Origin of the sequence: Rathayibacter sp. AY1G1 (assembly GCF_002932095.1) — a bacterium.
Classification (GTDB): Bacteria; Actinomycetota; Actinomycetes; order Actinomycetales; family Microbacteriaceae; genus Rathayibacter.
On sequence record NZ_PSUZ01000005.1, the window covers coordinates 20,275 to 34,213 of the forward strand.

Here is a 13,939-nt window from a genome sequence, read left to right on the forward strand (position 1 = left end):
GGAGTCGTCGCACTCGCGCTCGAGTGCGACGACTTCTGCGTTCTCGCGAGCGGTGCCCGTCAGGCCGTCGGCGTCCAGATCCGCATCGTCGACGGTCCGCGGTTCGCCCAGCGGTGGTACGGCCGGAACTCCGCCTCGAAGCGGCGCCCCTCCTCCACAGGCACGGAGCCGTAGGGCCAGCCGGATGCCGCCTCCCGCGCCACGAGGGACACGCGCGCTCCCTCCGCCGTCACGACGGGCGGCACCGACGCGTCGACCGCGATGTGCTCGGTGTCCAGGCCCTCGGGCAGGTCGAGCGACTCGATCGCGAGCACGAACGGCCCGCGCTCGAGGGCGACCTGGCCGCGCACCGCGTCGATCCGGGGGTGCGGGGCGACGAAGCGGGCCGTCATCGGCAGCGAGAGCCGCACGGTGTCGCCGGCGGAGAACGCCCGGCGGACGGTGACGGTCGGCGTCGAGACCGGCTCGCCGTCGAGCAGCGCCGAGCGCCGCGCGAACGGCGGGACCCGCAGCGTCAGCGCGAACTCCGCGTCCTCGAGGATCCGCACGACGATCTCGCCGTCGGCCGGGTACTCCGTCTCGACGCGCAGCGCGACGCCTCCGGTGCGCACCTCGTACGCGCCGTACTGGTGGAGCTGCACCCCGTCGTCGGTGGCGGTCGCGAAGCCGAGCTCCACGCTCGCCAGGGTGCGGGCGGTGTTGGTCGGGCAGCACGAGACCCAGAACCAGGGCGCGCGGAGGCTGGACTGCGCGCGGTCGGTCTCGCGCGACTCGTCCGGCGCCACTCCGTCGACGCGCTGCTGCAGCGTGTTCGTGTAGAAGAAGGCGCGGCCGTCCTCGCGGGTCGCGGGGAGCACCGCGTTCAGCAGCGTCCGCTCCATCAGGTCCGCGTAGCGGTGCTCGTTCGAGCCGAGCAGGAGCCGCCAGCTGAGCATCGTGGAGCCGATCGCCGCGCAGGTCTCGGCATAGGCGCGATCCGGCGGCAGCTCGTAGTCGGCGCCGAACGCCTCGTCCTGGTGGTGCGAGCCCATCCCGCCCGTGACGTAGGTGCGCCGCTCGACGGTCGCCTCCCACTGGCGGCGGACCGCCTCCTCCAGCTCGGCGTCGCCGGTCTCGACCGCGACATCGAGAGCCCCGGAGGCGAGGTAGAGGGCCCGCACCGCGTGGCCGCGCAGCACCTCCGCGTCGCGCACGGGCACGTCGTCCTGGAAGTACTCGGCGCCGAACGCGATCGGCTTCAGCGTCCCCGTCCCGCGCCGCTCCACGAACAGGCGGGCCAGCTCGAGGTAGCGCTCCTCCCCCGTCGCCCGCGCCAGCTCGGCGAGCGCCAGCTCGATCTCGGGGTGGCCGCACACGGCGACCCTCCCCTCGGGCCCGAACTCGCGGTGCACGTGGTCGGCGAGGCGCCGGGCGACCTGCGGCAGGAGGTCGTCGTGCCCGGTGCGCAGCCGCGCCACGGCGGCCTGGATCAGGTGCCCGAAGCTGTACAGCTCGTGGCCCCACTCCAGGTCGGAGTAGCGCGCACGCTGGCCGGGCCGGCCGAAGCTCGTGTGCAGGTAGCCGTCCGGGTCCTGGGCGGAGGCGACCCGCGCGACGAGGTCGTCGTACCGCTCCTGCAGCCCGGCGTCGTCGCTCCGGCCGAGCTCCCACGCCATGGCCTCGAGGAGCTTGTAGACCTCGGAGTCCACGAACTCGATGCCCGCGTGCGCGTCGCCGCTCTCGGCGGACGAGATCGAGCCGTCGGCAGCGCGGTCGAAGTTGCCGGCCCAGCCGACGCGCTCGATCCACGAGCGGCAGTGCTCGATGACGGCGGAGGAGTTGAGGTCCTGGTAGTGCTTCCAGAAGCCGCCGGTGAGGCGGATCTCGTCCTGGCGCAGCGGCCGGAGCACGCTCCGCGAGGGGGCGACCGGGCCGCCGAGGGCGGTGGCGGTGGGGGCGGTGAGGGTCACGGTGTCTCCTTGGAGGGACGGGTCAGTCCTTGACGGCGCCGGCGGTGACTCCCGCCGAGACGTACCGCTGGGCGACGACGAGGAGGACGGCGGCCGGGAGCGAGGCGACCACGGCGGTCGCCATGATCGAGTTCCACTCCTGGTTGTTGTTGCCGATGTACTTGTAGATGCCGAGGGTGATCGGCTGGAGCTTCCCGCCGCTGTCGAGCGTCGAGGCGAAGATGAAGTCCGACCAGGCCCAGAGGAACGCGAACAGCGAGACGGTGACGACGGAGTTGCGGCTGATCGGCATGATCACCGAGGTGAAGGTGCGCCAGGCGCTCGCTCCGTCCATCCGGGCCGCCTGGGTGAGCTCGTCGGGGATCCCCGACATGAAGGCCGTGAAGATCAGCACGCCGAACGGCACCGCGATGGTGGAGTCGGCCACGATCAGGCCCGGGATCGAGTTGAGCAGCCCCAGGTTGAGGTAGATGGCGTAGAAGCCCATCGCCATGATGATCGCCGGGATCATCTGCGCGATCAGCAGCACGAACGAGAGCGCCTGCCCGCCGCGGGGCCGCAGCTTCGCCAGCGAGTAGGCGGCGGGAGCGGCGATCGCCACGGTCAGCAGCACCGTGCCGAGGCCGACGACGAGGCTGGTGCCCAGGTAGGGCAGCTGCTCGCTCAGCACCGCCTGGTAGCCGGTGAACGTGGGCGAGAACGGGAACCAGTCCGGCGGATCCTTCCGCATCGAGCCGGTCGGAGTGAGGGAGACGTTGATCATCCAGTAGACGGGGAACAGCATGACCGCCGTGAGGGCGATCCCGACCACCGTCAGGTACCAGGGGCGGCGGGCGGTCACGAGTCGGCCTGCTTCCGCTGGACCCGGATGTACACGAGGCCGAAGACGAGGGCCAGGATGATCAGCAGGTTGCCGACGGCCGCGGCCGGTCCGAAGTCGGGCAGCATCGAGCCGAAGCCGAGCTGGTACGTCCAGGTGGCGAGCGTGGTCGAGGAGTCGGCGGGGCCGCCCTTCGTCATGATCCAGATGATGTCGAACACCTTCAGCGTGTAGACGAGGCCGAGCAGGATCGTGATCGCCGACACCGGCCGCAGCAGCGGCAGCGTGATCCGCCAGAACTGCTGGGCGCCGGTCGCGCCGTCGAGCGAGGCCGCCTCGTAGAGGTCCTGCGAGATGTTCTGCAGGCCGGAGTAGAGGATCACCAGATTGAACGGGATGCCGATCCAGATGTTCGCGATCAGGACCGCGATCAGCGAGGTGGTCGGCGAGGTGAGCCAGTTGATCTGGCCGATCCCGAACGACTCCAGGAACGCGTTCACGATGCCGGAGTCGCTGTTGAGCATCCACGACCAGGTCGAGGCCGAGACGATCAGCGGCAGGAGCCACGGCACCAGGAACAGCGCCCGGAGCGTGCTCGCCAGCGGGAAGCGGCGGTAGAAGAACACGGCGAGCGCCAGCCCCAGCGTGAACTGGAAGAGGAGCGAGACGCCGGTGAAGATCGCCGTGTGCAGCAGCGCCGGGCCGAAGGTCGCGTCCTGGAACACCTGGACGTAGTTGTCGAACCAGACGAAGGGCGCGTTCCCCTGCACGAACGAGCGGACCGTGTAGTCCTTCAGGCTCAGCTCGAGGTTGCGGTAGAGCGGGAACGCGTAGAAGACGAGCAGGTAGGCGACGAGCGGGGCGAGGAACGCCCACGCGACCAGGCGGCCGCCCTCGGGGCGCCGGCGGCGCCGACGGCTCTCGGCGGCCGGGGCGGGCGGGGCCGGCGGCTCGGTGCCGCGCCGCAGAAGGCGGGCGGTCTCGGTGGCAGTGGTCATGGTCTCTCCCGTCCCCCCGGCCGGTGCGCGGAGCACCGGCCGGGGGGACCTCGTTCGGGGAGCGGGAGCCCCCGGTCGTCCTACTTCGTGGCGGATTCGGCGGCCGACTGGGCGGCCTTCAGGGCGTCCTCGGGAGACTGCGAGCCGCTGAGCACGGTCTGCACCGCGCCCCACAGCTGCTCCGAGATCTTCGGGTACTTCGTGCCGAGGTCGTCCGAGGTGCGGCCCTTCGCGGCCTGCACGGCGGTGACCCACGGCTCGAGGTCGGCGTTGCCGGCGACCTGCTCCTGCTGCGCCTCGGCCGTCGGCGCGATGTACGAGAGCGTGTTGTCGGTCGTGACCAGGCTCTCCGTCGAGGTCAGGCACTCGGCGATCTGCTTCGAGGTCTCGTAGCGCGCCGTGTCCGACTGCACCGGGAGGGTGAGGAACTCGCCTCCGGTCGGTGCGGGGGCCGCTCCGCCGTCCTTCGACGGGATGGTCAGGACGCCGTAGTCGATGCCCGAGGCCTTCGCGTTGGCCAGCTGCCAGGTGCCGTTCTCGCCGAAGGCGTACTCGCCGGTCTCGAACTCCTGCCAGCTCGTGGTCTGCGTGTTGCCGATCACGGAGTTGGGCGCGTAGCCCTTCTCCAGCCAGTCGCTCCAGAGCGAGACGGCGTCGACCGCGGCGGGCGAGTCGAGGTCGGTCAGCTCGGCGCCGGAGCCCCAGAACCACGGCAGGAACTGGAAGGTCCCCTCCTCCGTGCCGATGCCGGAGAACGTGATGCCCTTGCCGCCGGAGGCGGTGACCTTCTCGAGCGCGTCGGTCAGCCCGGCCCAGTCGGTGATGGAGGCGGCGTCCACGCCGGCCTTCTCGAGCACGGCCTTGTTGTAGTACAGCGCGAGCGTGTTGGCGCCGATCGGCACGCCGAAGGTGTCGCTGCCGGTCTGGCCGGCCGCGAGGATGTTCGCGTCGATCCCCTCGGTGGAGAGCCCGGACTCGGCGGTCGTGGTCAGGATGCCCGACTCCGCGAGCGTCGAGACCACGGGGTTGTCGACGAGCAGGAGGTCGGGCGAGTTGCCCTGCTGACCGGCGAGCAGCGCCTTGTTGGTCAGGTCGGTGGTGTCGTAGCCGGTGCGCTCGACGGTGACGCCGGCCTCGGTCCCGCAGGAGTCGATGAGCTTCGCCCAGTCGGACGACTCGTCGAACTGGGGGTACGGGTCCCAGAACGTGTAGCTGCCTCCCGCGGCGGAGCCGGAGTCTCCCCCGGAGCCGCTCGCGCAGCCGGTCAGTGCGGCGGCGGCCGTCCCCAGCAGGACGGCGGCGGCGAGGCCCCGAGCGTGCTTCCTCGTCTTCACGGATGATCCCTTCGTCGTTGACGGATTCCTCGGCAGTCGTCCCGATCGTCTGCGCCGGGCCGAAACTACTTTCTGTCGGGTAAACCTAGGCAGGGGCGGTCAGCGCGTCAAGAGATGCGACCTTTTCGGTCTTTTCGGTTTTTCGCCGGAGTCGTGCGAGGATCGACGCGGCGGCCCACCGGGCCCGGAACGGAGGCGCGGTGCCACCACGCAAGCCCACCGGCACCATCACGCTCACCGACGTGGCGGCCGCCGCCGGCGTCTCGATCGCCACAGCCTCCAAGGCGCTCAACGGCCGCGACCAGGTGCGCGCCGAGACCCGCCAGCGCGTGCTGGACGCCGCCGAGGCCCTCTCCTTCACCCCGAACCCGTTCGCGCAGGCCCTCAACTCCCGGCGCACGGGCACTATCGGGATGCTCACGAACGACCTCGACAACCGTTTCGTGCTCCCCGTGCTGCTCGGCGCCGAGGACGCGTTCGGCGCCGGATCGACGTCGGTGCTCCTCTGCGACGCCCGCGGCGACTCGATCCGCGAGCAGCACCACATCAAGAACCTGCTCGCCAAGCGCGTCGACGGGATCGTGGTGCTCGGCCGGACGACGAACCCGCGCCCTTCGATCACCCGCACCATCCCGGTGCCGGTCGTCTACGCCTATGCGCCCTCGGAGGATCCGCGCGACTCCTCCTTCACGCCCGACAACGTGCAGGCCGGCGTCCTCGCCGCCCGCCACCTGATCGAGCGCGGACGGACCAGGATCGCCCTCGTCAACGGCGAGCCGAGCTACACCGCCGCGCACGACCGCGCCCGGGGCGTCGAGCAGGCGCTGACGGAGGCGGGGCTCCCGCTGGTCGGCGGCGGCGTCCTCTTCGGGCAGTGGTCCGAGAGCTGGGGCCGCCAGTGCGCAGAGACGCTGCTGCGCGCGCATCCGGACCTCGACGCGATCATCTGCGCGAGCGACCAGATCGCCCGCGGCACCCTCGACCACCTGCGCGAGACCGGCCGGCGGGTGCCGCAGGACGTGGCCGTCGTCGGCTTCGACAACTGGGACCTCCTCGTCGAGGCCGCCCGCCCGCCGCTCTCGAGCATCGACATGATGCTCGACACGCTCGGCCGCGCCGCCGCGGAGGAGCTCTCGAACGCGATCCACGGACGTCCGACCGCGGGCGTGCAGGCCATGCCCGTCCGCCTCGTGCCGCGGGAGTCCTCCGGCTGACGCCGCCCTCCGCGAGAACGCGGACGTCGTCGCACTCGAGCTCCGGAACGACGACTCCTGCGTTCCCGCGACGTGCCGACCGGGGCTCGCGGAATCATATGTTGACGCCGCGCTCTCGGATGTGTATTTTCCAGTTATACGAATAACCGAGACCACGAGGAGGTGGGTCATGGCCGGACGGACGGCGACGATGAGGCAGGTCGCGGAGCGCGCCGGCGTCTCCCAGGCCACCGTGTCCCTCGTGCTCAACAACGCTCCCGGCAACCGCGTCACCGAGGCCACCCGAGCCCGCGTGATGGAGGCGGTCGAGGATCTCGGCTACCGCACCAACGCCTTCGCGAAGTCGCTCCGTAGCGGGCAGTCGGGGATGATCGGCTTCGTCTCGGACGAGGTCGCCAGCTCCCCCTTCGCCGGCCGCCTGCTGAAGGGCGCGCAGATGCGGGCCTGGGAGAGCGGCCACATCATCCTCAGCGTCGACACCTTCGGCGAGCGCGCCCTCGAGGAGTCGGCGATCGACATGATGCTGTCGTACCGCGTGCTCGGCGTCATCTACGCCTCGATGTACCACCGCGTCGTCGAGGTGCCGGAGGCGCTGGGCGACGTGCCCACCGTGGTCGTGAACGCCCAGTCCGCCGGCGGGCGCTTCTCCAGCGTCTTCCCGGACGAGGAGGAGGGCGGGTACACCGCCACCCGCCAGCTGACGGGCGCCGGCCACCGCCGCATCGCCTACATCGACATCCAGCCCGCCGACAGCGACCTCCCCGCGGGTGTCGGACGGCGGGCGGGCTACCGCCGCGCCCTCGAGGAGGCGGGCCTCACCGTGGACCCCCGCCTCGTCCGGCACGGCTCCGGCGGCACCGTCGAGGACGGCCTCGCCCTCACCGCGGAGCTCCTCGACGAGGCCGATCCCCCCACCGCGATCTTCTGCGGCAACGACCGCACCGCCTGGGGCGCCTACCGGGCTCTCGAGGCGCGCGGCCTCCGCGTGCCCGAGGACTGCTCCATCGTCGGCTTCGACGACCAGGAGACCCTCGCCTCCTACCTCGACCCCGGCCTCACGACCGTCGCGCTCCCCCACGAGCGCATGGCCCGCGACGCCGTCTCCCTCCTCCTCGCGGAACCGCGCGAGGAGCCCCGACCCCATCCCATCCATTGCTCACCGGTCCTCCGCGGATCGGTGACGAGTGCAGAGGTGCGCGCATGACGACGATGAAGTCCGCCCCCGGGATCCCCCGGCCACGGCGCCTCCTGAGCCCGAGGCAGCGCCTCGGCTCCGCTGCGAGGCGCGCCCTGCGCTCCTGGCAGTTATACGTACTACTGACCCCGGCGCTCGTCTTCGTGGCGCTGTTCAAGTACTGGCCGATGTACGGCGCCCAGATCGCCTTCCGCGACTACAACCCGTCGCTCGGCTTCTCGGGCAGCCCGTGGGTGGGCCTGGACAACTTCACCCGCTTCGTCTCGTCGTTCCAGTTCGGGCGCCTGATCGAGAACACCCTGACGGTGAACGCCCTGGGGCTGCTCATCGCCTTCCCGGTGCCGATCGTGCTCGCGCTGATCGTCAACCAGCTGCAGAGCGAGCGGTTCAAGAAGTTCACGCAGACGGTGCTCTACTCGCCGTCCTTCATCTCGGTCGTCGTGGTCGTGGGCATGATCCACCTGCTCTTCTCGCCGCGGTCCGGGATCGTGAACAGCGCGATCGTCGCCCTCGGGGGAGAGCCGGTGTTCTTCATGGGCTCGCCGGACTGGTTCCGGCCCCTCTACATCGGCTCCGACATCTGGCAGAACGCCGGATTCTCGATGATCGTCTACCTCGCCGCCCTCACCGCGATCGACCCGGCTCTGCACGAGGCCGCCCGCGTCGACGGAGCGAGCAAGTGGCAGCGGATCCGCCACATCGACATCCCGGGCATCCTGCCGGTGATCACGATCCTGTTCATCCTGGCGATCGGCAATCTCTTCAACCTCGGATTCGAGAAGGTCCTGCTCATGCAGACCGACCTCAACCTCCCGACCTCCGAGGTGATCCAGACCTACGTCTACAAGGCGGGGCTGCAGCAGGCGCAGTTCAGCTACTCGGCCGCCATCGGCCTCTTCAACTCCCTGATCAACCTCGTCCTGCTGGCGACCTTCAACCAGGTCGCCCGCCGTGCGGGCCAATCGAGCCTCTGGTGACGACGCCATGACACAGACCATCCACCCCGACCGCGCCGTCCGCGAGCCGTCGGCACCGACTCCCCCTCGCCGCACCGCCCCGGCGAAGCGCACCGGACGGTACGCGGACCCCGTGTTCAACACGATCGCGATCGCCGTCCTGCTCCTGGCGATCGTCGCGATCGTCTACCCGATGTACTTCATCGTGATCGCCTCGTTCAGCGAGCCGTCGCAGATCCTCAACGGGAACGTCTGGCTCTGGCCGGCCGGCTTCACGCTCGAGGGCTACGGGCGCATCTTCTCGGACGGCGCGATCTGGCAGGGCTTCGGCAACTCGGTCCTGTACACGGTCGTCGGCACCGCGATCAGCGTCAGCACGATCCTCTGCGCGGCCTACGCCCTGTCGAGGAAGGACCTCTACGGGCGGACCGTCTTCCTCCTGATCTTCATCCTCACGATGTTCATCGACGGAGGCCTGATCGCCCGCTACCTGGTGGTGCGCGACCTCGGGATGCTGGACACGATCTGGGCCGTGGTCCTGCCCGGCGCGGTCGGGGTCTGGAACCTGATCATCGCCCGCGCCTTCTTCGAGAACAACGTGCCGGGCGAGCTGCGCGACGCCGCTCAGATGGACGGCGCGAGCGACTTCCGCTTCTTCTTCAGCATCGTCCTGCCGCTGTCGAAGCCGCTGATCTTCCTCATGATCATGATCCACCTCGTGGCCAATTGGAACGCCTTCTTCGACGCCCTGATCTACCTCGACGACGAGAGCAAGTACCCGCTCCAGCTGGTGCTGCGCAACGTCCTGATCCAGTCCGAGGTCACCTCCGCAGGCGGCTCCGGAGCGATGGACTCCTACGCCGCCGCCCAGCGCCTGGGCGAGCTGATCAAGTACGGAATGATCGTCGTCTCGACGATCCCCCTCTTGATCGTCCTGCCCTTCATGCAGAAGCACTTCACCAAGGGCGCCCTTCTCGGCGCCGTGAAGAGCTGACCCTCCGCCCCTCCCGCACCACCCTTTCGACAAGAGAAACACGAACGATGAGACACCGCAGTTTCTTCACCACCACCGCACTCGCCCTCTCCGGCGGACTGCTCCTGGCCGGCTGCACGACCGGCGGCGGGAACGACCCCGTCCAGGACCGCTCGAGCGAGGTCGGCTTCAACGAGACCGGCCTGCCGATCGTCGACGACACGCTGTCGCTGACCTTCGGCGGCACCAAGTCCGCCCTGTCCCCCGACTACTCCTCGATGCAGCTCGTGCAGCAGTGGGAGGAGGACACCAACATCTCGATCGACTGGAAGAACCTCCCCGAGCAGGTCTACGCCGAGAAGAAGAACCTCCTCCTCGCCAGCGACGACGTGCCGAACGTGCTGTTCAACTCGGGCCTCACCGACGCCGAGATCGTGCAGTACGGCGAGAACGGCACGCTCCTCCCGCTCGAGGACCTGATCGAGGAGCACGCGCCGACCCTCTCCGCGATCCTCGAGGACCGGCCCGACATCCGCGCCGCGCTCACCGCCTCGGACGGCCACATCTACACGCTGCCCTCGGTCGAGGAGCTCGGGATCCTCCAGTACCCGAACTTCCTCTTCATCAACACCGCCTGGCTCGACGCGCTCGGCCTCCCGATGCCGACGACGATCGAGGAGTACCGGGCCGCGCTCGAGGCCTTCAGAACCGGCGACCCCAACGGCAACGGCAAGGCCGACGAGATCCCGCTGTCCTTCCGCACCGACTCCTTCTGCGGCAACCCGCACGACCTGATCGCGGCGCTCGGCGGCCAGCCGGAGAACAACGACCACCGCATCGTGGTCGACGGGAAGGTGCAGTTCACGGCCGACACCGACGGCTACAAGCAGGGCGTCGAGGCGCTCTCCGACTGGTACGCCGACGGGCTCATCGACCCCGAGTCGTTCTCGCAGGACGACGTCGCCTTCCTCTCCAAGGGCAAGGCCGACACCCCGGTCCTCGGCTCCTTCTTCTGGTGGGAGGCGAAGGAGATGGTCGGCGAGGACCGCCTCGGCGACTACGCGATCCTCGGCGTGCTCGAGGGCGTCGACGGCGAGAAGCGCGCCAGCGTCACCAGCAACCAGGAGATCAACCGCGGCGCGATGGCGATCACCCGCTCCAACGAGTACCCCGCCGCCACGATGCGCTGGGCCGACCGCCTCTTCGACCCCGAGATGAGCGCCCAGAGCAGCTGGGGACCCCTCGGCGTCACGCTCCAGAAGGACGAGGCCACCGGCCTCCTCGTGCAGATCCCCGCCGCCGCCGGCGAGGCCGAGGGCGAGCGCCGCCAGAAGGTCGCCCCGGGCGGCCCGAAGATCACCACCGAGAAGGACTTCGAGACCGTCGTGGCCCCCGAGCCGCGCGCGAAGGAGCGCCAGGACCTGGTGAACGAGTACTACCTCCCCTACAAGGCGAACGACGCCTACCCGCCGGTGATGCTCTCGAACGACGAGCTCGACCGCGTCTCGTACGCGCTGACCGACATCAACACCCTGGTGAAGGAAAAGTTCGCCGCCTGGATCGTCAACGGGACCGTCGACAGCGAGTGGGACTCCTACGTCTCGCAGCTGGAGTCGATGGGCGCCTCCGACGTGACCGCGACGTACCAGCAGGCCTACGACCGCTTCCAGAACGGCGGCGAGTAGTCCCCGGGGGCGCGGGCGGCAGCCGCCCGCGCCCCTCGTCCGGCCGCACCGAACCCCTCTCCTCAGGAGCCCTTGTGACCATCACCACGACGACGGACGCCTGGCGTCCGTCCGCCCACTTCACCGCCCGATCCACCTGGCTGAACGACCCGAACGGGCTACTCTTCCACAACGGCACCTACCACCTGTTCTTCCAGAACAACCCGACCGGCAGCACCTGGGGCAACATGTCCTGGGGCCACGCGACCTCGACCGATCTGGTGTCGTGGAGCGAGCAGCCCGTCGCGATCCCCGTCCTCGACGGCGAGATGGCCTTCTCCGGCAGCGCGGTCGCCGACGTCCGCAACACGGCGGGCTTCGCCGGCCCCGGCGAGACGGCCCTCGTCGCGGTCTACACGGCCGCCCGCGACGCCCTCCCGGACGGCACCGGGGCCTCGCAGGCCCAGGCACTGGCCTACAGCGTCGACGACGGCGCCACCTGGACCCGGTACGCGGGCAACCCCGTCCTCGACATCGGCTCCGCGGAGTTCCGTGATCCGAAGGTCTTCTGGTTCGGCGGGGACGACGGCCACTGGGTGATGGTCGCCGTCGAGGCGGTCGACCGCCGCGTCGCGGTCTACACCTCGCCCGACCTGATCGCGTGGACCCGGCGCTCCCACTTCGGCCCCGCCCATGCCACGGGCGGCGTCTGGGAGTGCCCGGACCTCTTCCCGCTGCGCGTGCGCGGCACCGACGAGGTCCGCTGGATGATGATCGTGAGCCTCAACCCGGGCGGCATCGCCGGCGGCTCCGGCAGCCAGTACTTCCTCGGCGACTTCGACGGAGCCGAGTTCACCGCCGACCGGATCAGCGCGTCCGAGGACCCCGCCGACTACGACTGGCTCGACTACGGCCGGGACTACTACGCGGCCGTCTCCTTCAACGACGCTCCCGAGGGCCGCCGCCTCACGATCGCGTGGGCCAGCAACTGGGACTACGCGAGCGAGACGCCCACCGGCCCGTGGCGCTCGTCGATGTCGCTCGTGCGCGAGCTCGACCTCGTCCGCGGGGCCGACGGCCGTCTCCGCCTCGCGCAGCGGGCGGTCCTCCCGACAGGGCCCGCGTCCCGCGACGTCCGCGTCTTCGACGTCGACGTGTCCCGCCTCCCCGGCAACCGCACCGAGCTGCGCCTGCTCACCGGCACGACCGACGACGAAGTGGTGCTCACGGTCGACGGCGACGAGGGAGTGCTGACCTGCGACCGCACGCGCAGCGGCGCGGTGGACTTCGCGGCGTCCTTCCCCTCGGTCGACTGGGCTCCGCTGCCCGCGCCGGACGAGTCGGGGCGGATCCCGGTCCGCATCGTCGTCGACGCCTCGGTGGTCGAGGTGTTCCTCGGCGGGGGTCTCAGCACCCTCACCCAGCTCGTCTTCCCGTCGGCGCCGTTCACGACGCTGCAGGTCCGCGCGGCGGCGGAGTGAGCGGGCCCGGCGCGGGCTCCGGCAGCGGCCCCGGCTCGGACTCCGGCTCTCGCGTCCTCGTCGTCGGCGAGACCGTCGTCGACGTCGTCGAGCGGGACGGGAGCCGGTCGGAGCACGTCGGCGGCTCGCCCGCGACCGTCGCCGTCGCCCTCTCCCGGCTCGGCCGCTCCGTCCGCTTCGCCACCGCCCTGGGCGACGACGAGCGCGGACGCCGGGCCCGGGCGCACCTGGAGGAGTCCGGAGTCGCGGTGTCGGCGCCCGCGCGCGGCACCACGTCGACCGCGGCGGCGGTCATCGGCGCCGACGGGTCGGCCCGGTACGAGTTCGACCTCAGCTGGAACCCGGACCGCGTCGATCCCGACGGAGCCGCGCACCTCCACACCGGGTCGATCGCCGCCTTCCTGCATCCCGGCGCAGACACGGTCGCGGACCTGCTCGACCGTCTGCCGCCCGGGACCTCCGTCAGCCTCGACCCCAACATCCGGCCCGAGGTGCTCCCTCCGCGCGCCGAGGTCCACCGCGTCCTCGAGCGGCTCCTCCGGCGCTGCCATCTGGTGAAGCTGAGCGACGAGGACGCCGAGTGGCTCCACCCCGGCGACTCCGTCGACGCCGTCCTCGACCGCCTCCTGGCTGCCGGCCCTTCGCTGGCGGTCGTCACGCGGGGCGGCGAGGGCATGGTCCTCGCGTCCCGCCGGGCCCGGGTCGTCGTCCCCGCCTCCCGCATCGCCGTCGCGGACACCATCGGCGCCGGCGACACGGCGATGGCCGGGCTGATCGACGCCCTCCTCGACAGCGGGACCACCGCTCTCGACGAGGACGCCCTCCTCGCGGCGGGCCGGTGGGCGGCCCGGGCGGCGGGAGTCACCGCCTCCCGCATCGGCGCGGACCCGCCCCTCCGAGCCGAGCTGGCCGGGGTCTGACGACCGGGCGGAGCGGATCCCGGCATCGAGCGGACGCCCGCGTTCCGAGCAGAACGGTCGCGCACTCCTCGCATGCCGCCTTCCGCCCCGAGGCACTGCCCCTACCGCGATGTCCCGGCGATCGGAGCGGCGTCTCGACGCACGAGCGGGCCCGACGGCACCGGGATACACCCGTGTCACGAGCAGTGCGTGCTCACCAGGACGCGCACCCGCCTCCTGCCCGGACACCGCCCCACGTCCGAGACACCGCCTGCTCAGCGGTGCCCCGACGCTCGGAGCGGCGTCTCGACGCACGAGCGGGCCTGCGCGCATCGGCGAGGACACCCGAGGGACGGGCGGAGCGCGATCGTGGGCGCAGACGTGCGCCGGACCCCTCGGGAGTCCGGCGCACGGCCTGGCGGTGATCAGCTGCCGGTGATCAGCCGGGATCAGCTG

General features: G+C 70.8%; 11 protein-coding genes. 7 read left to right on the forward strand and 4 right to left on the reverse strand.

Annotated features, from left to right (window positions below; all coding sequences use genetic code 11):
• Positions 1-59 precede the first annotated feature (59 nt).
• The 4 genes from C5C36_RS03935 to C5C36_RS03950 form a co-directional block, all read right to left on the reverse strand.
• Entirely contained in the window at positions 60-1,949 is a 1,890-nt protein-coding gene (locus C5C36_RS03935) for a glycoside hydrolase family 127 protein (protein ID WP_104309305.1), read from the reverse strand.
• 22 nt (positions 1,950-1,971) lie between these two features.
• The gene (locus C5C36_RS03940) at positions 1,972-2,790 is read right to left on the reverse strand and encodes a carbohydrate ABC transporter permease (protein WP_104222699.1); all 819 of its coding nucleotides are present in this window, start codon (positions 2,788-2,790) and stop codon (positions 1,972-1,974) included.
• Positions 2,787-3,767: a carbohydrate ABC transporter permease gene (locus C5C36_RS03945; RefSeq protein WP_104309306.1), complete on the reverse strand. Its 981-nt coding sequence runs from the start codon at positions 3,765-3,767 to the stop codon at positions 2,787-2,789. The genes C5C36_RS03940 and C5C36_RS03945 overlap by 4 nt, the downstream gene beginning before the upstream one ends.
• An 80-nt stretch (positions 3,768-3,847) precedes the next feature.
• Positions 3,848-5,101 carry an extracellular solute-binding protein gene (locus tag C5C36_RS03950; protein ID WP_104247031.1) on the reverse strand — a complete coding sequence of 418 codons (1,254 nt, stop codon included), beginning with the start codon at positions 5,099-5,101 and terminating at the stop codon, positions 3,848-3,850.
• A gap of 200 nt (positions 5,102-5,301) precedes the next feature.
• On the opposite strand from C5C36_RS03950, the gene C5C36_RS03955 reads away from it, so the two are divergent.
• The 7 genes from C5C36_RS03955 (at position 5,302) to C5C36_RS03985 (ending at position 13,504) form a co-directional block, all read left to right on the forward strand.
• Positions 5,302-6,315 (forward strand): LacI family DNA-binding transcriptional regulator, encoded by a 1,014-nt coding sequence (locus C5C36_RS03955; RefSeq protein ID WP_104225800.1) that lies wholly within the window; start codon positions 5,302-5,304, stop codon positions 6,313-6,315.
• Between the two features lie 169 nt (positions 6,316-6,484).
• Positions 6,485-7,519 (forward strand): LacI family DNA-binding transcriptional regulator, encoded by a 1,035-nt coding sequence (locus C5C36_RS03960; RefSeq protein ID WP_104282809.1) that lies wholly within the window; start codon positions 6,485-6,487, stop codon positions 7,517-7,519.
• On the forward strand, positions 7,516-8,487 hold the full coding sequence (locus tag C5C36_RS03965) for a sugar ABC transporter permease (RefSeq protein ID WP_244229528.1): 972 nt from the start codon (positions 7,516-7,518) through the stop codon (positions 8,485-8,487). The genes C5C36_RS03960 and C5C36_RS03965 overlap by 4 nt, the downstream gene beginning before the upstream one ends.
• A gap of 7 nt (positions 8,488-8,494) precedes the next feature.
• Positions 8,495-9,460 (forward strand): carbohydrate ABC transporter permease, encoded by a 966-nt coding sequence (locus C5C36_RS03970; protein WP_104268804.1) that lies wholly within the window; start codon positions 8,495-8,497, stop codon positions 9,458-9,460.
• 47 nt (positions 9,461-9,507) lie between these two features.
• Positions 9,508-11,124 (forward strand): ABC transporter substrate-binding protein, encoded by a 1,617-nt coding sequence (locus C5C36_RS03975; protein ID WP_104288931.1) that lies wholly within the window; start codon positions 9,508-9,510, stop codon positions 11,122-11,124.
• A 74-nt stretch (positions 11,125-11,198) separates the two neighbouring features.
• Positions 11,199-12,584, forward strand: a complete 1,386-nt coding sequence (locus tag C5C36_RS03980) for a glycoside hydrolase family 32 protein (RefSeq protein ID WP_104309307.1) — start codon at positions 11,199-11,201, stop codon at positions 12,582-12,584.
• On the forward strand, positions 12,581-13,504 hold the full coding sequence (locus tag C5C36_RS03985) for a carbohydrate kinase family protein (RefSeq protein ID WP_104309308.1): 924 nt from the start codon (positions 12,581-12,583) through the stop codon (positions 13,502-13,504). The genes C5C36_RS03980 and C5C36_RS03985 overlap by 4 nt, the downstream gene beginning before the upstream one ends.
• Positions 13,505-13,939 lie beyond the last annotated feature (435 nt).

What these genes read in the sequence shown, in the direction of transcription:
- C5C36_RS03945 (WP_104309306.1), bottom strand. Translation starts at nt 3,767, where the DNA reads ATGACCACTGCCACCGAGACCGCCCGCCTTCTGCGGCGCGGCACCGAG.
- C5C36_RS03965 (WP_244229528.1), top strand. Translation starts at nt 7,516, where the DNA reads ATGACGACGATGAAGTCCGCCCCCGGGATCCCCCGGCCACGGCGCCTC.
- C5C36_RS03975 (WP_104288931.1), top strand. Translation starts at nt 9,508, where the DNA reads ATGAGACACCGCAGTTTCTTCACCACCACCGCACTCGCCCTCTCCGGC.
- C5C36_RS03960 (WP_104282809.1), top strand. Translation starts at nt 6,485, where the DNA reads ATGGCCGGACGGACGGCGACGATGAGGCAGGTCGCGGAGCGCGCCGGC.
- C5C36_RS03970 (WP_104268804.1), top strand. Translation starts at nt 8,495, where the DNA reads ATGACACAGACCATCCACCCCGACCGCGCCGTCCGCGAGCCGTCGGCA.